Raw genomic sequence first — 24480 nt, forward strand, 5'->3', positions numbered from 1 at the left:
CTGCGTCGACCGGTCGCGGTATCGATTCGTTCGGGCCGAGCATCGACCGTCGGTGATCGATCCAGTGGCAGACTCGCGATAAGTGTAAAAAATTATAATAAATCTTTTAATATGCGTGTCTTGTTCATCAACGATGAAGATGGTTCGATACCTAGATACTGTCTCCCGACGTGACGCACTCAAGGCCGTCGGTGGCGCGTCGACCGTCGGGATCGGCGCGTTAGCGGGGTGCTCAGGAAACGGGGGCGATGATACCGAGACCAGCGGGGGTGGCGACAGTACCACGAGTAGTGGGACATCCGCCTCGACCGATAACGGGATGCCCGACCTCTCGGGTGAGGACATTCACTTCATCACCGTCGCACAGGTCGACAACATTCAGGAACTGTGGCGGAGCATCGCCTCGGACTTCGAGGACGCTACCGGGGCGAATATGGAGGTCGAGTTCGTGACGACCGGGGTCAGCAGCCTCGATCGGATCATCCAGTTGATCCAGGCGGGCGACCCGCCGGAGGTCAGTATCCAGTCGTTCGGGGAGGCGATGATCCTCCGGAACCGTGGCGTGCTCACGCCCCTCAGCGGCACCTACGACCGGGTGGCCGAGTCCCTCGGGGACGCGACCGACGTCGTCCAGAACATCATCGAGGTCGAGGGCGAGCGGTGGATGCTGCCGTTCCTCCACAACATCTCGACGTTCAGCTACCGGAGCGACCTCAGCGACACCGTCCCCGACACGTGGGAGAAGGCCACGCAGTACGCCCGCGAGGTCGATCAGATGGACAGCGACATCCGCGGCACGTACGTGCCGATTATGACCGGCAGCGCCTCGACGGTCCGGTTCCTCGCGTGGTTCTGGATGAACGGCGGCTCGATCACCGAGTGGGAGGACGACCGCGTCAGGATCAATATGGGCGACGACCCCTACCGCGGACGGGTGATCGAGATGCTGAACTTCTTCGCCGACCGCCAGCAGTACTCGCCGCCGGGCGAGGGCTCGGGGTGGGCGACCACGCAGAACATTCTCCAGTCCGAGCAGGCCGCGAGTACGTGGTACGCCGGCGTCCGAACGAAGAACGCGGCGATCCGGAACGATCGGCCGTTCGCAGAGGACATCGAGCTCGTGCCGGGGATGCCTGCCAAGCGGCGCGACGACGCCGCCGAGGGCAGTGCGGAGGGCTTCGTCGCCTACGAGAACGCCAACACCGAGGCGGCGAAGGCGTTCATCAGGTACGCGACGAACCAGGAGTTCGTGACTAACCTCCTCCTGGAACTGTCGCCGGTGCAGAACATTCCGTCGTGGCCCACGGTCAAGCAGAGCGACCGGTACCGCGAGGGCATCTTCTCGACGGACCTGTTCCAGCAGGGGTGGACCGAAGAGCAGTTCAACTCCTACCAGGACGAGGCCTTCTCGAAGCTCACGCACAAGACGGTGGAGGCCGGGACGACCGAGCCGCCGAACCCCTACACCTCGGTGTACTACTCCGAGCCGATCTGGAACCTCCAAAACGACGTGTTGCTCAACGACGAGAACCCAGCGGACGTCATCGACGGGCGGATCGAAGAGCTCCGGCAGGTCGCCGAAGACGCACAGGGCTGAGCCGCTCCGCGTTGGGGATCCTTCTCAATCACCCGAATTCGTGTTTGCCGTCTCTCGAACCGCGGTAGCGACGTGATCGCCACTCGGAGGGCATCGCGAAGCGAGTTGCATCCCGAGAGTGCTGGAGCGCCGCGAAAACAGCCGGCCGTGAGCGCCCGTTCAGATGCGCGTGGCGCGGAACCCGCGCAGGATGTACTTCTGCAGGTAGTAGACGAAGGCGAAGGTCGGCAACACCAGCATCGTCGACGCCGCCATAATCTGCCCCCAGAGGACGGACTCCTGCTGGGTGAAGCTGTACAGCCCGAGCGTGAGCACCCACTTCGAGTTGCTCGTGAGCAGGACCGTCGGAATCGTGTACGCGCCCCAGGCGATGGCGAACGAGAAGATGGCCACAGCGATCATTCCCGGCTTCGCCAGCGGGAGGGCGATCTCGTAGAATGCCTGGAACCGCGAGCAGCCGATGATCCGGGCGGATTCCTCATAGGAGTACGGCACCGTCTGGAAGAACTGCCACATCAGCCACAGCGAGAAGGGAAGCGTCGTCGCAGTCTGGGCAATGATGACGCCAGGCAGGCTGTTGATGATCCCGATCTGCCGCCAGAAGATGAACATCGGGATCGAGAGCAGGATCGGCGGGAACATATACCCGAAGAGGATGACCCGCGCGAACGTCTTCTTGAACGGGATGTCGAGCCGCGCGAGGCCGTAGCCGCCAAGCGTCGCCGCGACGGTGGTCAGGCCCACGACGCCCGCGGCGAGGAAGATCGTGTTACGGTACCACAGCAGCACGTCGGTTTCCAGCACCGACCGATACGTTTCGAGCGTGACGTCAGTCGGTACCAGCGGATTCGGGAGCGAAAACAACCCCTCCGGGGACATCAGCGAGGTCGCGACCATCCAGTAGATGGGGAACAGGATCAACACGAGGCCGATCGACAGCACCAGATTCAGCGCCCAGTTGTAGTACTTCTCCCGCTGACTGTACGGGAGCCGATACCAGAACTCCATCGGCGTCGCGGCGTCGCTGCTCATTCGACACGCACCTCCTGGGACGGCTCAAAGAAGTAGAAGTACACGATCGCTGCCCCGACCAGAAGGACGAACAGCAGCGTCGAGACGGCCGCCGCCTCACCGAGGTTGAAGTCGGAGAACGCGGTCCGGTAGGCGTAGATCGACGCGGTCGTGGTGGTGTTTATCGGGCCCCCGTTCGTCAGAATGAAGATGATGTCGAATTTGTTGAACATCCAGACGCCACGCAGCAGCACCACGATGAAGAGCACGCCTTTGAGATTCGGGAGCGTGATGTCTTTGAAGCGGTCCCACCGCGAGGCACCCGAAACCGTCGCGGCCTCGTAGATGCTCGCCGGGATGCTCTGGAGTCGTGCCAGGACGATGATCGTCACGAAGATGGTGAACTTCCAGCTACTGGTGACGATCACCGACAGCATCGCCAAGTCGGTCGTCCCGTACCACGCGATGAATTCGGAGATCAGCCCGACCTCGACGAGCAGCTGATTGATGATTCCGTACCGGGCGTTACCCATCCACAGCGCGACGAAGCTCAAGACGGCCGTCGGGACGATGTAGGGAACGAGCGCGATCGCGCGGATCACGCGCTTGAAACTGAATTTCCGATCGAGGAGGATCGCCAGTGCGGTCCCCGTGGTGACCTGGAGCACGACGGAGCCGGCCGCGAAGATCACCGACCGACGGATACTGGCCCAGAAATCGCTGTTTGCGAGGACTGTCTCGAAATTCTCGATGCCGGCCCAGGTCCAGGACGGCTGAAACGCCCCGACCTCGAAGAACGAGGCCGCCAGCGCCCACAGCATCGGGAACATATTCACGAACCCGAACACGGCGAGCGCGGGGACCACGGTCAGAGCGACGAACACCCATCGTTTAGACAGCATCCCGAACAGATCCTGGCGATATCCGTGTAATTGGCCCGATGCCAGGGACTCTCGAAGAGACATACCGCTCTATGTGCGCAGCCTGCACTTAATTTTAATGTACAATGCTTCGGGATATGACGGCCGAAACAGAGGCTGAGAAGCGCGTTCCACGTAGACAGGGGCTGGTGACTCGGGTCGAAAACGGCGTTCGAAGCGTCGTCGCTGCCGTCAATCTCGAATGCGGTCGCTCCGACCGGCCGGTGACTGTGCCCCTCACACCGACTCGGTCGGTTCGTTGCGCTGGACGTCCGCGATCGGGTGGGCGAGCGCTTCGCCCGACTCGCCGTCGAAGAGGTGGACGTCGGCCCAGTCGAAGGCGACCGACACGGTGCTCCCCTCGGCGAGGGTGTCCGTGCTGAGGTTCAGTGCGCGGATCTCGCCGTCGTCGATGTCGACGGTCGCGAGCCGCCGGTCGCCGATCCGCTCGATCAGTTCGAGCGTCCCGGTGAGTTTGCCCGCGTCGGGATCCGGGAGGACGTCGACGCGCTCGGGGCGGATACCGACCTCGACGTCGGTACCCACCGGCCGGCCCTCGGTGAGTTCGCGTTCCGTCGCCTCCCCGCCGAGATCGACAGTGACCCGGTCACCGCCCCCGTCGCCGAGTGTCGCCGGCACGAGATTTATCGACGGATTGCCGATGAACGCCGCGACGAAGGTGTTCTCGGGCGATTCGTAGAGTTCGTCCGGGGACCCGATTCCCATCACGTGCCCGTCGTTCATCACCGCGATCCGGTCGCTCATCGAGAGGGCTTCGCTCTGGTCGTGCGTGACGTAGATTGTCGGCACGCCGGCCCGCTCGTGGATCCGCTGGATCTCCTTGCGGATCTCGACCTTCAGTTGTGCGTCGAGGTCCGAGAGCGGCTCGTCCATCAGGAGCGCGCTCGGATTGTACACGATTGTCCGAGCGATGGCCGTCCGCTGCCGCTGGCCGCCGCTCAGTTCGCCCGGATACTTGTTGAGCAGTTCGGGGATCTGCATCAACTCTGCGACCTCGCGGGCGCGTTCCTGACGCTCCGTCTTGTCGACACCGCGGACCTTCAGGGGGTACGCGATGTTCTCGACGACGTTCATATGCGGGTACAGCGCGATGTCCTGGAACATCATCGCCAGCCCGCGGTTGTTCGGGGCCGTCTGCGTGACGTCCTCGCCGTCGACCAGGATCTGCCCGCTGGTGGGCGTTTCGAGCCCGGCGATACAACGCAGCGTGGTCGACTTCCCGCAGCCCGAGGGCCCGACGAGCGTGAAGAACTCGTTGGCGCCGATCTCGAAGTCGATGCTGTCGACGGCGAGTTCTTCGCTCGAGCCGACCTGATATATTTTGGTTAGCGATTTCACTTCGACAGTCATTGACTTTCGTGGGGATTCCGCGGTATCGGATAATAATCTTGCGGAGGGCGCGATGGCGAGCAGCCGTGATCCGGCGAGCGAGGCGCTGTTCCGGGCACCACAATCATTATAGGCGGCGGTAGCCACCATCGGGCTATGAAACCTGGGCGATTCATCGTCGAGACCCACTGTCACGCACAGCGTCACGCGGTGAACATACAAAAAGAGGGAGATTCGAGTTATGGGAACCTCGCGGACAAGATGAAACTCGCCGTTCCGGCCGACGAGGCCGACGGCGACGAGGACGTCGTCATTTACGACAACTCCGATCGGGTGCTCCGCGATATGGACACCTATGGCGTCGATATGGCGGTGCTCCTCTCGGGATTCGGGATGACCAACGAGATCAACAAACAGATCATCGACGAGAACCCAGACACGTTCATCGCGGCCGCAGCACCCGCGCAGACGAAGAAGAAGGCCCTCCGCGGCGAAGAGGAGTGGACCTGGGAGGCCGCGGCCGCCGAACTCGACGAGTGGCTCTCGAAGGACGGCTTCCGGATGACCGGCGAGGGGATCCGCGGGGACCCCACGCGGACCGAGCCGATCGAGTGGTCCCAGCGGAAGAAGGACATGCGTCACGTCTTCGACGTCGCCGCGAAACACGACGTTCCGGTCCGCTGGCACACCGGCTACGCCTCCGGCTACGGGGGAAATCACCTGTTCAACCTCTATCCAGACTGGTCGGATCCGACGCTCGCCTCGCAGTTGAAGGCCGAGTACCCCGAGGTCCCGATCATCTTCGATCACGGCGGCATGCAGGCCGGCTGGCAAGAGGACTACGTCGACAAGTGCTGTCAGGTGGCCGCGACCTTCGACGACGTGTATATCGAGATCGGCCTCTACTGGAAGGACCTGATGAAGAAGCCGCTGAACGATCCGAACATCAGCATCGAGCAGATCCTGTGGGGCAACGACTGGGGCGCATCGATGGTCCAGCACAGCCAGCCGAACGAGGACCCGCCGGTCTTCTGGGAACAGATCGAGTCGCGTGGGCTCCCCGCCCATCAGCCCGATTACTGGGGTGCTGGACTCCGGCAACTCCAGAAGTTCGCGATGGAAGAGGACCTGCCGCAGGAGGAACTCAATCTCATCCTCGGCGGCAACGCGGTCCGGCTCTTCGACATCAAGGTCGAGGACGATCGGATGTTCCGAAACTACATCGACATCTGACCAGTCGAGCGGTTTTTTCCGGGACTGGCGGAACACCGTTTCGGGGCGAGTGCCGAACTGCGGGGTGACAGTACATTAATATACGGCCGTGACAATCTCGGGGTAAGCTATGAGAATGGGTCGATTCGTCATCGATACGCACGTGCACGGACAGCGGGTCGCGGTCAACTTCCAAGACCGCGAAGAGCGGCCGGACTACGCCACGCTGAGCAAGCTGATGTGGAACGCGGAGGACGCCGATCAGGCGGACGACGACGCCGAGATCGTCACCTATCGCAACACCGACCGGCTCCTGTACGACATGGACCTCTACGACATCGATATGGTCTGTCTCCAGCCCGGCTTCGGATTCAGCGACCGCCTCCACGGGAAGATGGTCGAAGAGCACCCCGACAAGTTCGTCGCGTTCGCGCACCCGTACGAAACGAACCGGAAAGCGGTCGCGGGCGAAGAAGAGTGGGACATCGACCGCGCCTGTGAGGAACTCGACGAGCGACTGAGCCAGGACGGGTTCGTCGGCATCGGAGAGATGCTCCCGTTCGATCCGACGATCGTCGACCGCGCCGAGCGCGTCCCGTGGGAGGAGCGACACGATCAGCTCCGGAAGATCTACGACGTCGCCGCGAAGCACGACGTGCCGGTCCGGTGGCACCCCGGATCGGTCAACGGCGGCTACGAACGCGACCCGAGTACCCTGCTGCCGGATCGCCGCAGCATCAAGTACGCCGTCGATCTCCACCTCGAATATCCCGACGTCCCGATCATCATCGATCACGGCGGCGTCCAGGGCAACTGGCGGAAGAACGTCGAGGAGTCCTGTAACGTCGCAGCCACCTACGACAACGTCTATCTCGAGATCGGGAACTACTGGTCGGATCTGATCAAACGGCCGATGAACGATCCGAACATCGGCGCGGATCAGCTGATCTACGGCACCGACTGGGGCGCCTCGTGGATCGCCGAGAACAACCCGGCGAACCGCTCGACCGGCGAGTACGACTACCCGCCGCAGCGGTGGACGCAGATCAAAGAGCGCGGGCTGCAGGCGCATCAGGCCGACGCGTGGGGGAGCTCCCAGCGGCAGATCGACAAGTACGCCCGTGAGATGGACCTCCCGGCCGACGACCTCAATCTCATCATGGGTGGAAACGTCTGCCGACTGCTCGACATCGATCCGCCACACAAGCGGCTGTTCCCGAAATACATCGACTGACGATGGAGTCGTCCGCAACCTCGGAGATGCCGACCATCCGGGAACTGTCCAGCATCGCCGTCGAGAACAACCCCAACAAGGTCGCCTACGCCGAGGGGATCGACGGGCGAGAGATCACCTGGGCGACGTTCGACGAGCGGAGCAAGCGGGCCGCGAACGGGCTTCGCGAGCACGTCGGTCAGGGCGATCGCGTCGCGTACCTGTGTGAGGGGAGCGTTTCGCACGTTACGCTGTGGAACGGCGCGCTGAAGGCTGGCTGTATCGTTTCGAACCTCCACGTTCGCGAATCGCCGGAGACGACGCGGTCCTGTATCGACTCGCTCCGCCCGCGAGTGCTCGTCGTCGACGAGGCGCGCTCGGCGTTCGTCGAAGCGCACGTCTACGACCGGATCTCGACGGACCTCGCGGCCGTCGTGACGACGGGCGAACCCCAGACGGACTACGAGGTCTCGATGGACGATCTGCTGGCGGACCAGCCGGCCGAAGAACCCGACGTCAACGTCGGTGCGGACGATCCCGCCGCGGTGATCTGGACGTCCGGGACGACCGGGGAGCCGAAGGGCTGGACGCACACCAACCGAGCCCTGATGCATCGGGGATCGAAACTCGCCCACAAGAAGGGAATGACCCGTCGGACCCGAGTGCCGAACGTGTTTTCACCGTCGTTCGCGGCGTGGTACTCGACGACGCTGCCAGCGCTGCTCTCGAACGCCTCCTCGTACTTCCTGCCCGACTGGGAGCCCGAGCGGTACGTGCAGTGCCTCGAAGAACGGTCGATCACGACCGCGAACCTCGTGCCCACGATGTGGCGTGAGATCCTCCGGTTGGAGAACCTAGACGAGTACGACCTGAGCAGCCTCCGGGAGATCGAGGCGGCGGGGGAGACGCTCGATGCGACGACGCTGACGAACCTCCGTGAGCACATCTGCGAGACCGTCTCGCAGTCGTACGCCGCGACAGAGACCTGTGGGACGAACATCGCGAACGACGAGATCGGCGACGATCGGCTCGAGAGCGTCGGCAAACCGCTCTTGGGCATCCAGATCCGAGTGGTTCAGGAGGGCGGCGATCCCGACGACGTGCTGGAACCCGGGAAGATCGGCGAAGTGATCGTCAAGAGTAGCGACTCGGCCGCGTGGGTGTGGGGAGATACGGCGAAAACCGACGACGCCTTCCAGGACGGCTGGTGGTACTCGGGCGATCTCGGGTACAAAGACGAGGACGGCTACCTCTACATCGAGGGTCGCGACGACAATATGATCCTCTCGAAGGGGCTCAAGGTGTTCCCGACGCCTATCGAAGAGCGGCTCAACACCCATCCGGACGTCGTCGAGACCGGCGTCGTCGGCGTCGATGACGAGGAGTACGGCGAGAAGGTGACCGCCGTCGTCACCCGGAGCGATCCGGAGCTGACAGCCGAAGAACTCGACGAGTGGTGTCTCGAGAGTGACAAGCTGTCACGCTTCGAGCGACCGCGGACGTATCACTTCCGCGACGAGACGCTCCCACGGACCTCCAGCGACAAACTCGATCGGCAGACGATCAGAGAGCAACTGGAAGCCGAGCGCTGAGGCGAGCGTCACTTCGCGGTCCGTGCGCTATCGACGGGACCGAACAATCGTTTGTGCTCACCCCGAGACAGTGATGAGTGCGACGCCCGCGACGACGACGGCCGACGCCGCGAGGAGTTGCCAGGAGACGCGCTCTAAGCGCTCGGGCATAAACAGCGCCGAGAGGACCACGACGAACAGCGTGTTCGTCACGATCAGCGGACTCACCACGTTCACCGGCGCGATCGTGAGCGCGACGTAGTACCCGAGCAGGAAGAGCGTGTTCGTGACGCCGGCGAAGACGAACCACTGGGCGTTCTGCCCGCGGAGCGTCGTCGCTGCGGGCAGCGCACCGCGCCACCACAGGTAGCCGGCGATCCCCGTGACCGCGGCGATCGACTTGAGCAAGAGGCCGACCAGCGCCGGCGTCCCCTCGTCGAAGCCGACGTTCGCGAAGATGGGCTCCCAGCCGACTGCGACGGCAGCCAGAAACGGAATCGAGAGGCCGATCAGGAGTTCGCGCCGCGAGAGGGCTGCGGCGTTGTCGTTGCTGGTCCGCCAGGCGATGACGGCGATGCCCGAGACGACGAGCACCACCCCGACGCCGTGGGTGAGAGAGAGCGTCTCGTCGAGGAAGATGACGCCGAGTCCAGTCGAGATCAGCGCCCACGAGGCGATGATGGGCGCGGTTCGGCTCGCGCCGATCCGGTCGATGCTCGTGAACATCAGCGCGCGGCCGATCAGCGTCCCCAACACCCCCGCAACGACGAACGACAGCAGGGAGGTTCGCGTCAGGCCGTAGTCCGGATAGTAGACGACGGCGACGATCGGCAGCAGGATCGCGACGTTGCAGACGGCGACGAGGAGAATCGCATCGGAGGTGCGACCGCCCTCGGTTCCTTTCCGTACCGAGAGGTTCGAGACCGCAGAACAGACCGCCGCCCCGATCGCGAGTCCAATCCCTGCGAGGTGAGCGCCCACGACCATCGTCGACCCATTGCGCCAGGGGCGATATAGTTGTTGAGGTGTGGCGTGGGGTGTACTGCACCATTTCACCCGAACGTTTATGAACGATCCCCGAACACTCAGGGCCATATGAAATTAGGACGATTCATCGTCGAAACGCACTGCCACGCGCAGCGCCACGCCGTCCGGATCCAGGACCACGGCGACGACTCGGCGTACGAGACCCTGCCGGACAAGATGAAGATGGCCGTCCCCGCCGAGGAGTCCGACGGCGAAGACGACGTCATCGTCTACGACAACTCCGATCGGGTGCTCCGCGATATGGACACCTACGGCGTCGATATGGCCGTCCTGCTCCCGAGTTTTGGGATGACCAACGAGATCAACAAACAGATCATCGACGAGAACCCAGACACGTTCATCGCGGCTGCTGCGCCCGTCCAGACGAAGAAGAAGGCCCTCCGCGGCGAGGAGGAGTGGTCCTGGGAGGCCGCAGCCGCCGAACTCGACGAGTGGCTCTCGAAGGACGGCTTCCGGATGACCGGCGAGGGAATCCGCGGGGACCCCACCCGGACCGAGCCGGTCGAGTGGTCCCAGCGGAAGAAGGACATACGTCACGTCTTCGACGTGGCAGCCGATCACGAGGTTCCGGTCCGCTGGCACACGGGCTACGTGTCCGGCTACGGCGGCGCGCACGGCCTGTTCAACATCTTCCCCGACTGGTCGGACCCGACACTCGCCTCACAGATGAAAGCGGAGTATCCCGAGGTGCCGATCATCTTCGATCACGGTGGGATGCAGGCCGGCTGGCAGGAACACCACGTCGAGAAGTGTTGTCAGGTGGCCGCGACGTTCGACGACGTGTACCTGGAGATCGGTCTGTACTGGCCGGAACTGATGAAGAAGCCGCTGAACGATCCGAACATCAGCATCGAGCAGATCCTGTGGGGGACCGACTGGGGCGCCTCGATGGTCGAACACAGCCAGCCGAACGAGGACCCGCCCTACTACTGGGAGCAGATCAACGAGCGGGGACTGCCCGCGCACCAGTCAGACTACTGGGGGCCGAGTCTGCGCCAACTCCAGAAGTTCGCGATGGAACAGGATCTGCCGCAGGAGGAACTCAATCTCATCCTCGGCGGCAACGCGGTCCGGCTCTTCGACATCGAGGTCGAGGACGACCGGATGTTCCGGAACTACATCGACGTCTGAGCCGGAGGCACCAAGTCGATGCACACCACCGCCAGGGTCGATCTTCCGTCGCTCAGGGAGCTATCGAGTCTCGCCGCCGAGAGCAATCCGAGCGGGGAAGCGTTCGCCGACGGTGTCGACGGACGGTCGATCACGTGGGACGCATTCGACGAGCGGAGCGCCCGCGCGGCCAACGCGCTTCGCGAGCACGTCGGTCAGGGCGATCGCGTCGCGTTCGTCTGTGAGGGGTCAGTCGATCACGTCACGCTGTGGAACGGCGGACTGAAGGCCGGCTGTCTGGTCTCGAACCTCCACGTCCGCTCGTCGCCGGAGACGATGCGCGACTGCATCGATCGGCTCCGCCCGCGCGTGGTGGTCTTAGACGAGGAGTTCTCCGAGTTCTTCGAAGAGCGCGTCTACGGCGACATCACCACGGACCTCGACGCGGTAATCACCACGGGCGACCCACGCGCCGACTACGAGACGTCGATCGAATCGGCGCTGGCGGGACAGCCGGCGACCGAGCCGGACGTCCGCTCGCGCGAGGAGGACCTCGTCAGCGTCGTGTGGACGTCGGGCACGACTGGGCAGCCGAAGGGGTGGTGTCTCTCGAACCGCGCGGCGGTGTTACGCGGGGTGAAACTGATGGGGGCGTTGAACATCAGTCGGACGACGCGACGGGTCCAGGTCCTCTCGCCGTCGTTCGCGGCGTGGTTCACCGGGACCGTGCCCGCGATGCTGACGGCATCGGCGACGTGCTTCCTCCGCACGTGGGACCCGGAGACGTATCTGCGCGTCATCGACGAGCGCGAGCAGACGATGGCGACGCTAGTGCCGACGATGTGGCGCGAGGTGCTCGATTTGGACGCGTTCGGGGCGTACGACCTCGGATCGCTGGAGCGGATCACCGCCGCCGGTGAGCAACTCGATGCGACGACGCTCGAACGCCTGCGGGACCACGTCTGCGAACGCGTCTACAACGCCTACGCTGCCACGGAGATGATGGTGACGTCGATCTCCGAGCGGGAGATGGACGACGAGCGGATCGGGAGCGTCGGAAAGCCCGCCGTGGGCACGCAGGTCAGAATCGTTCCGGAGGGCGGCCCGCCGGACGCCGAACAGCCGCCCGGCGAGGTCGGCGAAGTCATCGTCAAGGGACCGGACTGCCCGCTGTGGGCGTGGGGTGACACCGAAACGACCGAGGCGGCGTTCGAGGACGGCTGGTGGTACTCCGGCGACCTCGGCTACAAGGACGACGAGGGGTATCTCTTCTTGGAGGGGCGGAGCGATTTCGTGATCCTCTCGAAGGGGATCAAGATCTCGCCGGTGCCGATCGAGGAGCGACTCGACGCGCATCCCGACGTCGAAGCGTCGGCGGTCGTCGGGGTGGACGACGAGGAGTACGGCGAGAAGGTGACCGCCGTCGTCCACCGTGGAGATCCGGAACTGACCGCCGCGGAACTCGACGAGTGGTGCCTCGAGAGCGACGAACTCGCGCGGTACGAGCGACCGCGGGCGTATCACTTCCGCGACGAACCGCTCCCGCGGACGGCCACGAACAAACTGGACCGACAGGGAGCCCGCTCGACGATCGAGTGAAGCAGTAGAACCATCATTCAAATATATAGAACAGATTTTTTATCTAAATAATATTTGACTATTCAGTGTAGATCTCTGTCGATTCAGTGATTTTCTTAGATATTTAGCTGTATTAAAAATAAATTATATGAATCGAGAACTACTAGTTCGAGTAGGATTCACAGCAGTCAGTTGGGTACTGAGATGACTGTCGGTGCCGTCACATCGTCGGGCGGTCCCAACGGTAACGTCTAAGAGGGAGACAGCGGAACCGTAGTTCACGGGCCCTTAGCTCAGTCTGGTTAGAGCGCTCGGCTCATAACCGAGTGGTCGATGGTTCGAATCCGTCAGGGCCCATCCAGAGAACCCGCGTTTTCGAGCCGTTCAATAAATCGGTTTTACAAGGCTTGTAGACACCAATCTCGGCGTTTCAACTACCATCAGATAACCCCCTCTGAGACGAATGTCAACTGTTCGCCTGTTGGGGGCCTCCGCCGTGGAGCAAACTCGCGAGCCGATTCGCCGTCTGTCGCGCGCCGGTCGGGAGGTGATCCGACGTGAGCTCCACTCTCGGAGAATACACTGTTGGAGAACCGAACAGTGGTCACCTTCAGCTCGCCGTCTCTGCGGCACCCTTCGAGTACCTTGAACTGGAACACAAGGATGGAATCAAAGCACTGGACTTCCAAGGAGATGTTCTAGTTGTTCCTGCATCTCACCAGTCGTCAGCTACGATTCTTGCTGAATACAGTGTCTATGATTCCGGTGGTATCCTCCAAACGAAGCTCTTTACTCCCGCTTTAGAGCCTCTAAACGTAAGTCCCGGTGACAAAGTAGAGGCTGTCGAACGCCCGGTCGGGTTCCTTCTCACTACCAAAGGTGATGAGCCGTGAACTCCAACAGCATCGCTCAAAATCTACAAGATCGGGTTGTCAAACCGGGCAACGCGATAGTCCCTAATCTGGATAACTGGGTTCACTACTTCTGTACCCAGTGCTCCCACGGCTGTGCAAATCACAAGGATTCGGCAGCAGCACAGTTCCGACAGTGCTGGTCGTGTCTTGCGATGCCTTCTCTTGACGAGCACATCGGACGCTTTCGGTTTCTGTTCGGCGTCGAACCTGCCTGTCGATCGTGGTATCATCCGATCGAGGAGTTCGATTTCGTCGGCCGATACCGTGAGCGCGGACCTCACCCGATCTGGCTGATGGCTCAACAACTCGAACGCCGCGACACTACCCACCCGTCTCCCGACTCCTCGGATGGTGGTGTGAAATCCACCGCAAGCGGCGGAGGACCCCCTCACATGGGGGTCCGGAGGCGCGCACGCCGCCGACCGGAGGGCGGCGGCAAACGAGATGCGGTGCGGCGCGGTGCCGTTGCTGTCGACGCCTCGGAGTCATCCAGTGACTAATTCGACTGGTCCGGTATCGGATCAGTCGCACGCCCTTCGTGAGTCGCTACTACACTGATGAGTACCGCTGGCTCCATCTCCGACGGATGTAACACATCTTCCCTCAGGGACTACCTTCTCGAAGAGTTGGAGTCAGAGGGCTTGCTCGGCCGTGGCCAACTACTCGACGGATCATACACTGATCGCGACGAGGACCGCGCACGTCTTCTCCAATTGGTTGCAGAACATCCAGAGGGCATCATACGCTCTCGTCTTGTTCACGTCGGCCTATATGGAGTCAGACTCTACGGGACGGATCCCTGGCGAAACACGGTCGGTTTCGCTGATCTCGACTGGTACAACGCGGAAGAGCGTCACGACGCTGCGCTCGATAAGATCTCAGAGAAAACTTCGACCGTCGATCAGCTCGACGGCAGTGATTCGGAGTATCAGTTTACATATAGATTCACGAAAGCCGCTGAAGAGGCCGGTTTCGTACGTCTCGAATCCTCTGGCTCGACAACTACCGTCCACCCGACACTGCGGCTTCTTGACTTGATTTCGTCAGGCATTAGTGAAACAGAGAGCCCGGACGATGGGACCATCTCGGATCGGGCTTTCGTCCGTAGAATGCTGTCTGCCGTGGATTCGCACCTTTCAGACGCTCAGAAGTCGGCCTCCGCCGAGGGACTTCTTCGTTACATTCGGCGCATCGACGATTACCGACTGGCCTTTGATGTTCACGTTCGCTCCCGGAAAGGAACCGAGACGCGCCGGATGACCAAGGAGTACAAAACGCGGTTCAACTCCGAGGATCGGCACGGCCGATCGTTCGCTCGCCTCCAGGATGCGCTGGACGCACGCGCTGAGCCGGGCGCTACGGCGGCCTTCACGACGCTCACAACGGATCCTAAACGGCACGACTCCCTGCTCGATTCGATACAGAACATCAATCCGAACTTCCACCGGCTTCAACAGTACCTCTCGTCGGATCCGTCGACAAAAGACGACACGCGAGAATCGAGCGTTTCTGGCTGGCGTCCGGATTTAGATAGCGAGGTCACCGGTCGACCCCGTGAAACGCTCGACTATCTGAAGGTCCTCGAATTCGCTTCTGGCGGTCTGCCCCACCTGCATACGCTCTATTTCGACCCTCCACGGCGTGAATCCGACAGGATGCCGTGGCTGATCGACAAAGGAGAGCTGTCGAAGAAGTGGTCCGACTACGACCAGGGCTCGGTCGTCGACGTTCGCCCGCTCGTGTTCCGCGACGATCTCCGCCCAGCTGGTGATCCGGACGATCCCGACGACGGTCTCCTGGATCTGGTACCCTTCGTTGGATCCTCGCTCGACGACCTCGGAGCATCGACCTTCGTCCAAGAGTGTACCGAGGATACGATTCTCAACTGGTACCGGCGAGAGCACGATCTCAACGGCGTGCGGTTCAATTCTTCTGAGGGATGGGTCGACTGGTACCGATACGGAGAGAACGATCTCTCCCGCGAAGAGGCCGCCGAACGCGCCGGACAGCACGATCTCGTAGATATGGAAGGCGATGATGAGATTATCTTTCAGAAGACGGCCGGTTCCTATCTCGGAAAGTACTTGAGCGCAACATATGGGGCGCTCTCTAACGTTGCTGAGTCCTTTGAGGACCGGAAGACGCTCACTTCTGGAGAAGACGACTCGAAAGAGGCCGTCTGGAAACTGGCGCTCTACTGGGCGACCGACAAGCAGTTCTGGTCGACCTCTCGAGATATTGAGCGAGCGATTGACCCTGAGGAGGCCGAACTAGAAGGTGGGCCTCGGGAAGCCGCTGAGTGGGCTTCGCAGGATACAATTCTCGAACTCTCTCGTGAATACGCTGAGACGTGGGTTCACGAGCCCGATCTCAACGAACTCACCGAATCTGGTCGGGCGCAGTCAACGCTTCGGGAAGTGCATACAGATTACTGGGTGTCTGTTGACTATCTTGGTGCATATTCATACTGGGATATGCCAGTGAACACTTCGGCTTCCTTTTCTCTTAAGAATATGGAAATCTGTAACAACTCCTCGGAGATTATATCACTTTCTGGAGATTCTGATCGACCACCCCCCACTATGATCAACAATTGATCATCTAGATCAGAACAGCAGCCTGCAAGCCTTCCTTAGTCTATTATTTCCGCAAATTCACTATTATTCTCTAATTCGCTGAATTCGTCAGATTCCCTAATACTTTTCTTGACGTTTTCTTTATTTTCTACTTGTAGCATTTTCCTTATACAATCCAAACACTCCTCCTCATTGCCTGCTTCAAGTTCACAAACCGCCCAATCCTGATAAAGACCACCAAGTCTAGTATGTGAGATATTGCTTCGGTATATTTTCACGGCCCGAACATAATTCTCTCTTACCTTTTCTACTTGTGCAAAGATGTGATGCGCTTGGTTTTCCCATTCATCTATTTCTGGATAATCGACGTCGTTTGAGTCATCTTTTATTGTGCTAATTCTTTCTTTCATTTGATAAGCAACACTACTTGCCTTTTCAGGATTATTTTGTTTGATATGTGCATCTGCGATATGATACATAACGTGTAGATTATCTTCATCAACTTCTTTTCCTTTCATTCCGAATTCAATAGCCTCATCATACATCTCATTGTTTGCAAGCATATGACAGGACGCAGCCCATATATCTGGACTACTCCTGTCAAACGAAGTGGCTTGTCTAAGAGATTCGATAGCATCTTGATGTCTTTCAGTATCAAATAAAATCTGACTTTGTAGCAGATACGCGTCTGTATAATTTGGACGCATTTCGATAACTCTTCGTACAGTTTCTAAACTCTTCTCAACAGAATCCTTATAATACTCAAATTCTGCTTTTAACTCCCACGCTTCTGGAAGATCTTCATTTCGGTTAATTACTTCATCCACGATATCGAGCGCTTCATCGTACTGGTGATTTTGCGCTAATTCAACGGCGTTTGATAATAATGTAGAATCGCCAGGAGTCACCAGATTGTAACCGAATTTGTTGAGATCATTCGATATTTCTTCAACTTTCTCCAATAGTCTGGTCTCTTGTTCATCATTCTGAGAGTGTACAAAAAGTAGGAGACCACTATCTAACCATTCAACGTTACATCTTATATCAGTTATTTTATTATTGTGTGAATGCGATTGGTGTGATATAGAACTCTTTTCATACTGACCACGATGATCTCTGACAGAAACATATAGTTCGCTTAGTACATTGTCCCGTTCATCCCGTGCTGCTTCGCTATTTTCTGTATATGATAAGCTATATGAAGTATATTCAGAAGAGTCTGGGGATAGTGAGTAGATATACTGGTCGTCCGCGAAGGAAGTTAATAATGAGTCAAGCTGATAAGCAATATTTGCTAGCAGCGCTGATTTACTATCTAATGATGTCCCTCCAAGCTGCTCAAGAGTCCCTGTTGAGTATGCGAGATATTTTGTATAGGCCATTTCGTAAATTCCACCGGAAAAAGAAATACTACTATCTTCGTTTTCCTCCAAGATCCCCTTACTAATCAACGAGTCGAGAGTTGCATCCAGTACATCCGAGACATCATCAAAGCTTTTTGATCGGTATTTTTTAAAGTTCGATAGGATATGATAATTAACAAGCCAATCGCGATGGATACTAGGGCACTCAATTGAGGAGATGACTAGCTTCAGTTCACGATCATCCAGACTAGATATTTCATCACATAAACCACCGTAAACTGAACGTCTCCAAGTATCCATTTGTTCGATTACCGTATCGATTACTTCAGGAGTTAACTTTATTTCATCATAGTCGTTACTTCTATACCTTCTATACATATAGTCGGCTATGAGATTAATTTCATAGGGTCGTCCCTCAGTCAATTGATGAATTTCCCTCACTGTCTGGTCTGAGATTAGATCAGATTCTTCTGGAGGAAGCGGCTTAATCAAGCAGGCTTTTGTTTCTTCAAGCGATTCAAACGGTTCCAATTCTACTTTTGTAAACATCCGAGCAACAGGAGAAAAGGCATCAGTAATATTTGAAAATGTATCTTCAGTACCAACAAGTACTAGATTATAACCTTCAATATCTCCAAATATGTTTTTAAGCCTCTGAAGAACTACCTCGTTTGTTGATAGATGTTGAGCGTTATCGACTATAATCGCGATTGAGGATTCTTGTGCTTCCCTAATGAGTTCTTGTAGTGTCCCTCGAACAATACCTTCAGAAACGTTCTGCTCAGCAGAATCATTACTATCTGGACTAAGATATACCCTTACAAAGTTTAAGTCGAGCTCAACTTGATCAGTCTTCCCTGCTAATTTTTGAATATACCCTTCTCTAGTCGATCCACCAATTGCCTTCGTTACCTCGTCAATTAATTCTTTAAATAAGGAAACTTCATCTGAAGCATTCGCTTTATTGAGTCTAACAAAGACCGGAAGAATATTCATATCCTTACATTTCTTCTCTACCATATTCCCTAGACTAGTTTTACCAGATCCTTCTGCCCCCGTGATACCGATATTCCTGAATTGGGGTCGGTCGGTAAGTGCTTGACCTAGTTCATACTCAATCTTTTCAAGTTCATTGTCTCTGCCCACAAAATATTCTGGATTTCGCACAGAATCCTGGTGGTTATAGGGATTTCCCACTCTATTCATATCAAACAGGTGTCTCGATACCCGTAAAAACCCTATTATTGAAAATCTTATATAATTAATAAAAATTATGTGGAAATGGTTTTATTACCATCCTCCGTTATTTTGTACTTTCCTCGATCCACTTTTTTAACTAAACCACCTGCTTGCAGTGAACTCAATCGCTGATTGACTCCCGTTCTAGATCGGTCGATGTTTTCAGCGATTAGACTAGGAGTTAAGACCAAACCCTTAGATAGAACTTCCAAGATATCGCGATCTAATTCGGTTAGCCACTCAGGATCCCCGCTTTCAGATGCCATTAATGTTAAACTATTTCACGTCCGGAAAGACGTTTCTCCCTGATGTGTTCTAATTAGGTCGTTCTAATTAGTACGAAGATTTAACACACTTCGTGCGAAACGTTCTAAGTGGAGCCACAGAGTTGGCTACTGAAGATTTGTCGGGCGGTGTGATGAGGGGTCGCGGTGAGGCGCGACCCTTAGAGGTGGTTCCCAGGAGTGCAAATGCACGGAACCACAGCGGGGCCTTCCAGCCCCAGACGTTCGGACGTATTGCTTAGTGAAAACTCCGACGGGACGTGTTCTTACTGCGGGAGTTACGCAGACGGGATTGATGCGAAACGACAGACTGCAGTCTGTGAGCGATGCGCGCAAATTCTCTCTGGTTGGCGCTTCTGTAAGGAGTGCGGCGAGGTCATCAAACCCATAGCTCCCGAAGAGCTGTCCTTCCAGTCCCGGATGATTCGGGGCTACTTCGCTCATCTCGCTGAGACGCATCCTGATCACGCCGTATGGGATCCGCTGGAGAACCGATGATCCTCAGACAGCCGTCTCGATCTCGGAGAAATCCCAGTCTTAGTGAAAGTGGTCAGCAATTTAGAAAAAAATCGGAACACTGCGTAGGATCGACTACTTTCACCCGGGTTAAGCTGTATTATAGGCGATTTCGCACGTCACCGTTTGATATCGGAGCTGCCTAAGATGACAGACGAACTCCAACCCCTCTCCCCCGCTGAGGGAATCGAGATGTACCTCGAAGCTCGGCGTGACGAGTTGAGCAAGGAAACCCTGAGCGGACAGAAGTACCGTCTTCAATCGTTCCTCCAGTGGTGCGAGGAGGAAAACTTGAACAACCTGAACGATCTCGACGGCCGCGATCTCTACCAGTTCCGCGTCTGGCGTCGAGAAGGTCACGGCGAAGGCCGAGAGCCGATCGAACAGGTGACTCTTCGGGGTCAGCTCTCGACACTCCGTGCGTTCCTTCGCTTCGCCGAGGAGGTCGACGCAGTACGTGAAAGTCTCCGCGAGGACGTTCCGCTCCCGACTGTGAGCGGCGGCCAGAACGTGAGTGATACGACGCTCGACCCAGATCGAGCGGGCGAGATTCTGGAGTATCTGAATCGCTATCACTACGCGAGCCGCACACACGGGATTCTCCTCTTGATGTGGCACACCGGCTCACGAGTCGGTGCGATTCGCTCGCTGGATTTGGCCGATGTTGATCTCAGTAACGATCGACCAGGCATCCAGTTCCGACACCGACCAGAGACCGACACGCCACTGAAGAACAAGGAGAACGGCGAGCGGTGGAATGCAATCAGCCCGAACGTGGCTCGGGTTCTCCAAGACTACATCGACGGTAAGCGTGATGACGTTCGCGACGATCACGGCCGTCATCCGCTGTTTACCACCGAATACGGGAGACCGTCTCTGACGACCTTCCGAGATGCAGTGTATCGAGTAACTCGTCCCTGCTGGCGTGGTGCCGAGTGCCCCCACGACAGGGACGTAAATGCTTGTGAGGCGACCGAGTTGGTACACGCCAGTAAGTGCCCCTCGTCTCGATCTCCGCATGACGTACGGAGCGGACGGGTGACCGCCTACCGGCGCAGCGACGTACCCCGGCGGGTTGTCTCCGACCGACTGAACGCGAGTAGCGACATCCTCGACGAGCACTACGACCGGCGGAGTGCTCGCGAGAAAGCAGAGCAGCGACGCGATTACCTCAGAGACCTATGACCGATCAAACTTCGAACCGTCAGGAGTACAGTAGACAAGTGAGAGGTAGTGGAATCGCAGTACTGCGCTCCCGTCAGGGCCCATCAGAAACCCGCCGGTTTGGAGCGGATATCGACGGTCTGAGTCGCGTTCGCCTCACTCGTCGATTCCGCCGACCCGTCCGACGGCTCGGACCAGCGCGTGGGGATCAACCGAGGTCACGACGAGCGTCCGCCCGCCGTCTCGTTCGATCCGGACGGCTTGCGTCCCCTCGACGATGTAGCCGAGCGGGCCGTCGAATCGAACGCCCCAGCGAGAGACCGTGGGCTGGAGTCGCACGCCCACGCCCCCGAACTCGCCCAGCGGGGAGATCTCCGTGGCAGTGATCGAGGCGATGTCTGCGTAGGGGACCGTCCGCGCACGGAGGTGAAACGGCCACAGGCGCAGTCGCAAGCCGGTATCACGGACTTCGATTCGGAGGTTCGCGCGGGAGAGGACGACGAACGGTCCGACGACGAGTGCGAGGATGATTCCGGTCCACAGCGGGACGTTGGTGCCGGCGTCGGCGTCGGTGACGACGGCCGTGACACCCAGCAGCGCGGCGGGCACGCCCCCGATCACCAGCAGTGCCCACAGCCAGGTCTGCCGAAAGTACTGAGTCTCCTCGTAGTGCGTCGTCGATGCCACACGGGGGATACAGCGGGGAGAAACAAAAACCGGGTCGGTCAGCGACGGCGATCCGCTAGTATCGCCAGCTGCACCGACGGCGACGGTGGCGGTGTCAGATTCCGAGCGAACCAGTTCCTCGTCGCAGTGGGGTGAACACCCGGAACGGGACTGACGGCAGCAGTCGGGATCCATCAGACGACCCCGTCGTCGACGCGAAGAACGACTACTGGGGAGCTCCGGCCGGCCCCGAGGAAGCGGCGTTCAATCAGGATGCCGACGGCGACGAACAAAGCGACGTTGTCGGGACTGTGGACTTCGAACCGTTCCTGCGTAACCCACCGGGTGCCAAGGGCGGCGCCAACGGGAACAGTGGCGGCAGTGAAAATCGGAACGGAAACGCGAATGGAACTAGCAACGGAAACGGGAACAACAGCGGCACGGGCACCTGATCGCGAGCGTCTCGCTGTGACACGCTCGGCTGCGTGCTATCGCGACGGTCGTCTCCCGCTCCGGTTTCCCACCCCGACGACGGCGGCCTCTCCAATACGGAGGCGGAACCCGGGGGCCGATCTCGAGACGCGCGGTGATGTCAGCGTCACGGGGCGCGGCCAGCCGTAGATGACGCAACAGCCTGGCGAGTTGGGAGCCGGTAGCTCGACGGAGCCCGATCCACATATTTATAAAAAATTTGTTCGTACCCCGTGCTTGTCTTGAGTGGTGACGACGATGGATGATCGGCCGTTTCCGGCGCTGTTGAATCAGGTGACTATCGCGATAATTATGTCCGGCTTCGTGTTGCTGCTTGGACTGTGGCCAATCTATCCGGTGGGTTCCCAGATCACGAACTTCCGGATATCTGCTGTCGTGATCTCGCTTCTACTCTCGTTCTTTCTCGGGATAATCGTATACATACTCACCAGAACAGGAGAGGCCGTTCTAGTCCAGCGAGGCGTGATGAAGGGCCACAAGGAGGTCTTCGAAGAGATACTTCGCGATCCGGAGAAATTGAGCGAGGAGAGTACGAAGGTATTCTACTCGATACTGGAGAGTCAGTACGACACCGAGAGAGAAAATGTGAAAGATAATTTGGCCGATTTCTACAATTTAGTACTCAGCACGGTTCTCCAATCTCAGTACGGGCTGTCTCAGACTTTGTTAGGAATCTACATATTGTCCCGAGGAGTGCTACTTGTCTTTCCGGCGCTGATCGTGATCTATGCGATATTCCCGACCCAGTATCCGTCCAGCACGTTGTCTGCGCTGTGTCTCGGATTACTGATCGTCTTTTTCTTTGGCTATCAGCGGTTCCAGAAATACTACGTGCAGCTGCTCATCACCGACTTTGTAGTTACAGGGAATGCGCTAGCCGATCAGTGACTCCCCGTCTCTGGGACTGCGGAAAGATCGAGGACACGGGAGGTGCACCCGAGTCTCCGTCCGGACACAACGTGCAATTCGAGGACGGATTCGAACACGACGGGCCTGGGCAAGACCCGTCATCACGGGAGAGAGCGAGTCCCGTAGAGACCACAGCGGAGGGACGACGAGTCACCCGACGCCTCGCTGCGTTCGAGTCGTGCGACGAGCGAGACGCGACGACGTTTTGGTCACGACTCACATATGCGGGAGTATGTCGGAGATCGACGTCAGCGACCTGCTGCCGAACGAGCGCGTCCAACAGTCCGTCCTCGATGGAACCGTGACACAGTTGACCCGCGGAGCGAGCAACCGCTACGCCGAGGAGGGTGACACCTTCGAGATTGATGGCGAGACGTTCGAGGTGACGAGCGTCGAACACCGGACGCTTGGCGACTTCACCGACGCCGACGCACAGCGGGAAGGGTCCGAATCACTGGCGGCGTACAAACAGCGGATGGAACACGTGCATCCGGGGACCTTCGAGTGGGACGACAGCGACGAGGTACTGACCTACCAGTTCGAGAAGCGCGAGTGAAGTCTCGGGACGGAGCGGCCACGACGGGGCGTGAGCGTCTCCGAGAACCCGAGCGCTCACTCGCCGCCGTCGGTGACGATCTCGACGTCCTCGGCCTCCTCCATCTCGGTGAAGCCGGGGTCCTCTTCCGCTTCGTCTTCAGTCGTATGCTCCGCGAGCAGTTCTTCGAGCGATTCGTGCGTCGGTTCGCGCGGGCGGTCACTGTAGTGGCACATCGCCCAGGCGTTCGAAAGGTGTGCTAACAATTAACGCTTTTTGCCGATTGCGGACGTCGGGGTCGGGTCGAGGGGCTGATCCTCAGCCCAGCGAGATGTCCAGATACAGCATCACGATGACCCCCGCGATGGTCCCGAGAGTTGCGACGCGTTCGTGACCGCCGGTGTGCGTCTCGGGTACGATCTCGTCGCTGATCACGAACAACATCGCGCCGGCGGCAAAGCCCATCGCGTAGGGGAGCAGCGCCGAGACCGTCTGGACCGCGTACGCGCCGAGGACAGCGAGCGGAATCTCGACGAGTCCCGACCGGATGCCAGTGAAGACGGCGTACCTCCGGCGATCGAGACCGGCGTTGACTGCCGCGATCGAGACCGCGAGTCCCTCGGGGATGTTCTGGATGCCGATCGCGAGCATCAGCGGAATCGCGCCGGCGACGTCGCCGCTGCCGAATCCGACGCCGACAGCGAGCCCCTCGGGCATATTGTGGAGCGTGATCGCCAGGACGAACAGGATCACCGGGGCGAGTCGGTCATCAACCGGGAGGGACTCGCTCGGGTCGGCGGCGTCCGCTCGCCGGCGGCCAGTCAAGAGAAAGTGCGCGTGCGGGACGAGCATATCGGAGCGATCCAGAAACAGCGCACCCAAGAGCACGCCGGCGAGGACCGGAATCGGGTCGCCGCCGGCGTAGGTCTCGATCCCCGGGATGATGAGGCTCGTGAAACTGGCGGCGAGCATCACCCCCGCGGCGAAGCCGAGCGCACCGTCGAGCGCCCGTTCGGAGGGGTCCCGCCAGACGAAGATGAGCGACGCACCGACGAGGTTCATCCCGGCGATGACGAGTCCGCCGACGAGGCCGTGGACGACCGGATTCGAGCCGAACCACCGGACGAAGACCGACTCGATCATCGTCGCGGCCCAGTGGGGACTGTTCGCCCCGCGAGCGCGACCCCGGGGACCGTCCAGAGGCCCCAGCGA

Annotated in this window: 21 protein-coding genes and 1 tRNA gene; 13 read left to right on the forward strand and 9 right to left on the reverse strand. The window is 58.9% G+C overall.

Translation table 11 applies throughout. The features are described 5' to 3' along the window. Positions 1-133 precede the first annotated feature (133 nt). On the forward strand, positions 134-1597 hold the full coding sequence (locus tag BLU74_RS02370) for an ABC transporter substrate-binding protein (RefSeq protein WP_089764724.1): 1464 nt from the start codon (positions 134-136) through the stop codon (positions 1595-1597). 159 nt (positions 1598-1756) lie between these two features. Here the strand turns inward: BLU74_RS02370 and BLU74_RS02375 are convergent, their stop codons facing one another. The 3 genes from BLU74_RS02375 to BLU74_RS02385 all read right to left on the reverse strand — a co-directional run bounded on the left by BLU74_RS02375 (position 1757) and on the right by BLU74_RS02385 (position 4899). After that, positions 1757-2629 carry a carbohydrate ABC transporter permease gene (locus BLU74_RS02375; protein ID WP_089764727.1) on the reverse strand — a complete coding sequence of 291 codons (873 nt, stop codon included), beginning with the start codon at positions 2627-2629 and terminating at the stop codon, positions 1757-1759. Next, positions 2626-3573 carry a carbohydrate ABC transporter permease gene (locus tag BLU74_RS02380; RefSeq protein ID WP_245705701.1) on the reverse strand — a complete coding sequence of 316 codons (948 nt, stop codon included), beginning with the start codon at positions 3571-3573 and terminating at the stop codon, positions 2626-2628. The genes BLU74_RS02375 and BLU74_RS02380 overlap by 4 nt, the downstream gene beginning before the upstream one ends. Positions 3574-3765: 192 nt before the next feature. After that, on the reverse strand, positions 3766-4899 hold the full coding sequence (locus BLU74_RS02385) for an ABC transporter ATP-binding protein (protein WP_089764730.1): 1134 nt from the start codon (positions 4897-4899) through the stop codon (positions 3766-3768). Positions 4900-5034: 135 nt separating this feature from the next. On the opposite strand from BLU74_RS02385, the gene BLU74_RS02390 reads away from it, so the two are divergent. From BLU74_RS02390 to BLU74_RS02400, 3 genes are all read left to right on the forward strand, one after another. Then, positions 5035-6111, forward strand: a complete 1077-nt coding sequence (locus BLU74_RS02390) for an amidohydrolase family protein (RefSeq protein WP_089764733.1) — start codon at positions 5035-5037, stop codon at positions 6109-6111. Positions 6112-6220: 109 nt separating this feature from the next. Continuing rightward, positions 6221-7324, forward strand: a complete 1104-nt coding sequence (locus tag BLU74_RS02395) for an amidohydrolase family protein (protein ID WP_089764739.1) — start codon at positions 6221-6223, stop codon at positions 7322-7324. 2 nt (positions 7325-7326) lie between these two features. After that, positions 7327-8895, forward strand: a complete 1569-nt coding sequence (locus tag BLU74_RS02400) for a class I adenylate-forming enzyme family protein (RefSeq protein WP_089764742.1) — start codon at positions 7327-7329, stop codon at positions 8893-8895. Between the two features lie 57 nt (positions 8896-8952). Here the strand turns inward: BLU74_RS02400 and BLU74_RS02405 are convergent, their stop codons facing one another. Beyond that, positions 8953-9861 (reverse strand): EamA family transporter, encoded by a 909-nt coding sequence (locus tag BLU74_RS02405; RefSeq protein WP_175454541.1) that lies wholly within the window; start codon positions 9859-9861, stop codon positions 8953-8955. Between the two features lie 108 nt (positions 9862-9969). On the opposite strand from BLU74_RS02405, the gene BLU74_RS02410 reads away from it, so the two are divergent. The 5 genes from BLU74_RS02410 (at position 9970) to BLU74_RS02425 (ending at position 16120) form a co-directional block, all read left to right on the forward strand. Beyond that, the gene (locus BLU74_RS02410; RefSeq protein WP_089764747.1) at positions 9970-11052 is read left to right on the forward strand and encodes an amidohydrolase family protein; all 1083 of its coding nucleotides are present in this window, start codon (positions 9970-9972) and stop codon (positions 11050-11052) included. Between the two features lie 18 nt (positions 11053-11070). Next, a complete protein-coding gene (locus BLU74_RS02415) occupies positions 11071-12630 on the forward strand; it encodes a class I adenylate-forming enzyme family protein (protein WP_089764750.1) in 1560 nt (519 codons plus the stop codon). 261 nt (positions 12631-12891) lie between these two features. Next, a tRNA-Ile gene (locus tag BLU74_RS02420) sits at positions 12892-12966 on the forward strand. A gap of 200 nt (positions 12967-13166) precedes the next feature. Continuing rightward, positions 13167-13502 carry a hypothetical protein gene (locus BLU74_RS18355; protein WP_139175587.1) on the forward strand — a complete coding sequence of 112 codons (336 nt, stop codon included), beginning with the start codon at positions 13167-13169 and terminating at the stop codon, positions 13500-13502. A gap of 578 nt (positions 13503-14080) precedes the next feature. Continuing rightward, complete coding sequence (locus BLU74_RS02425) at positions 14081-16120, forward strand: DUF8148 domain-containing protein (protein WP_089764752.1); 2040 nt, start codon at positions 14081-14083, stop codon at positions 16118-16120. 35 nt (positions 16121-16155) lie between these two features. Here the strand turns inward: BLU74_RS02425 and BLU74_RS02430 are convergent, their stop codons facing one another. Continuing rightward, positions 16156-18669 (reverse strand): AAA family ATPase, encoded by a 2514-nt coding sequence (locus BLU74_RS02430; RefSeq protein ID WP_089764754.1) that lies wholly within the window; start codon positions 18667-18669, stop codon positions 16156-16158. 65 nt (positions 18670-18734) lie between these two features. After that, a complete protein-coding gene (locus BLU74_RS02435; protein WP_089764756.1) occupies positions 18735-18968 on the reverse strand; it encodes a winged helix-turn-helix domain-containing protein in 234 nt (77 codons plus the stop codon). 681 nt (positions 18969-19649) lie between these two features. On the opposite strand from BLU74_RS02435, the gene BLU74_RS02440 reads away from it, so the two are divergent. Continuing rightward, on the forward strand, positions 19650-20687 hold the full coding sequence (locus BLU74_RS02440) for a tyrosine-type recombinase/integrase (protein WP_217635326.1): 1038 nt from the start codon (positions 19650-19652) through the stop codon (positions 20685-20687). A gap of 135 nt (positions 20688-20822) precedes the next feature. Here the strand turns inward: BLU74_RS02440 and BLU74_RS02445 are convergent, their stop codons facing one another. After that, complete coding sequence (locus tag BLU74_RS02445; protein ID WP_089764759.1) at positions 20823-21353, reverse strand: hypothetical protein; 531 nt, start codon at positions 21351-21353, stop codon at positions 20823-20825. A gap of 131 nt (positions 21354-21484) precedes the next feature. Here BLU74_RS02445 and BLU74_RS02450 point away from each other — a divergent pair, with 131 nt between their 5' ends. From BLU74_RS02450 to BLU74_RS02460, 3 genes are all read left to right on the forward strand, one after another. Continuing rightward, positions 21485-21784, forward strand: coding sequence for a hypothetical protein (locus tag BLU74_RS02450; RefSeq protein ID WP_089764761.1), 300 nt, complete (start codon positions 21485-21487; stop codon positions 21782-21784). A 268-nt stretch (positions 21785-22052) separates the two neighbouring features. After that, the gene (locus BLU74_RS02455) at positions 22053-22712 is read left to right on the forward strand and encodes a hypothetical protein (protein ID WP_139175589.1); all 660 of its coding nucleotides are present in this window, start codon (positions 22053-22055) and stop codon (positions 22710-22712) included. Between the two features lie 253 nt (positions 22713-22965). After that, on the forward strand, positions 22966-23289 hold the full coding sequence (locus BLU74_RS02460) for an ASCH domain-containing protein (RefSeq protein ID WP_089764765.1): 324 nt from the start codon (positions 22966-22968) through the stop codon (positions 23287-23289). Positions 23290-23345: 56 nt separating this feature from the next. Here BLU74_RS02460 and BLU74_RS18765 read toward each other — a convergent pair whose 3' ends face one another. Beyond that, on the reverse strand, positions 23346-23504 hold the full coding sequence (locus tag BLU74_RS18765) for a hypothetical protein (protein WP_175454542.1): 159 nt from the start codon (positions 23502-23504) through the stop codon (positions 23346-23348). Between the two features lie 82 nt (positions 23505-23586). Continuing rightward, positions 23587-24411: a ZIP family metal transporter gene (locus tag BLU74_RS02465; RefSeq protein WP_089764768.1), complete on the reverse strand. Its 825-nt coding sequence runs from the start codon at positions 24409-24411 to the stop codon at positions 23587-23589. Positions 24412-24480: the final 69 nt, after the last annotated feature.

The organism is Halobellus clavatus (genome assembly GCF_900107195.1).
Lineage (GTDB): Archaea > Halobacteriota > Halobacteria > Halobacteriales > Haloferacaceae > Haloquadratum > Haloquadratum clavatum.

What these genes read in the sequence shown, in the direction of transcription:
- BLU74_RS02385 (WP_089764730.1), bottom strand. Translation starts at nt 4,899, where the DNA reads ATGACTGTCGAAGTGAAATCGCTAACCAAAATATATCAGGTCGGCTCG.
- BLU74_RS02465 (WP_089764768.1), bottom strand. Translation starts at nt 24,411, where the DNA reads ATGATCGAGTCGGTCTTCGTCCGGTGGTTCGGCTCGAATCCGGTCGTC.
- BLU74_RS02460 (WP_089764765.1), top strand. Translation starts at nt 22,966, where the DNA reads ATGTCGGAGATCGACGTCAGCGACCTGCTGCCGAACGAGCGCGTCCAA.
- BLU74_RS02435 (WP_089764756.1), bottom strand. Translation starts at nt 18,968, where the DNA reads ATGGCATCTGAAAGCGGGGATCCTGAGTGGCTAACCGAATTAGATCGC.
- BLU74_RS02400 (WP_089764742.1), top strand. Translation starts at nt 7,327, where the DNA reads ATGGAGTCGTCCGCAACCTCGGAGATGCCGACCATCCGGGAACTGTCC.
- BLU74_RS18765 (WP_175454542.1), bottom strand. Translation starts at nt 23,504, where the DNA reads ATGTGCCACTACAGTGACCGCCCGCGCGAACCGACGCACGAATCGCTC.
- BLU74_RS02370 (WP_089764724.1), top strand. Translation starts at nt 134, where the DNA reads ATGAAGATGGTTCGATACCTAGATACTGTCTCCCGACGTGACGCACTC.
- BLU74_RS02430 (WP_089764754.1), bottom strand. Translation starts at nt 18,669, where the DNA reads ATGAATAGAGTGGGAAATCCCTATAACCACCAGGATTCTGTGCGAAAT.
- BLU74_RS02440 (WP_217635326.1), top strand. Translation starts at nt 19,650, where the DNA reads ATGACAGACGAACTCCAACCCCTCTCCCCCGCTGAGGGAATCGAGATG.
- BLU74_RS02425 (WP_089764752.1), top strand. Translation starts at nt 14,081, where the DNA reads ATGAGTACCGCTGGCTCCATCTCCGACGGATGTAACACATCTTCCCTC.
- BLU74_RS02380 (WP_245705701.1), bottom strand. Translation starts at nt 3,573, where the DNA reads ATGTCTCTTCGAGAGTCCCTGGCATCGGGCCAATTACACGGATATCGC.
- BLU74_RS02410 (WP_089764747.1), top strand. Translation starts at nt 9,970, where the DNA reads ATGAAATTAGGACGATTCATCGTCGAAACGCACTGCCACGCGCAGCGC.
- BLU74_RS02375 (WP_089764727.1), bottom strand. Translation starts at nt 2,629, where the DNA reads ATGAGCAGCGACGCCGCGACGCCGATGGAGTTCTGGTATCGGCTCCCG.
- BLU74_RS02395 (WP_089764739.1), top strand. Translation starts at nt 6,221, where the DNA reads ATGAGAATGGGTCGATTCGTCATCGATACGCACGTGCACGGACAGCGG.
- BLU74_RS02415 (WP_089764750.1), top strand. Translation starts at nt 11,071, where the DNA reads ATGCACACCACCGCCAGGGTCGATCTTCCGTCGCTCAGGGAGCTATCG.
- BLU74_RS02405 (WP_175454541.1), bottom strand. Translation starts at nt 9,861, where the DNA reads ATGGTCGTGGGCGCTCACCTCGCAGGGATTGGACTCGCGATCGGGGCG.
- BLU74_RS02390 (WP_089764733.1), top strand. Translation starts at nt 5,035, where the DNA reads ATGAAACCTGGGCGATTCATCGTCGAGACCCACTGTCACGCACAGCGT.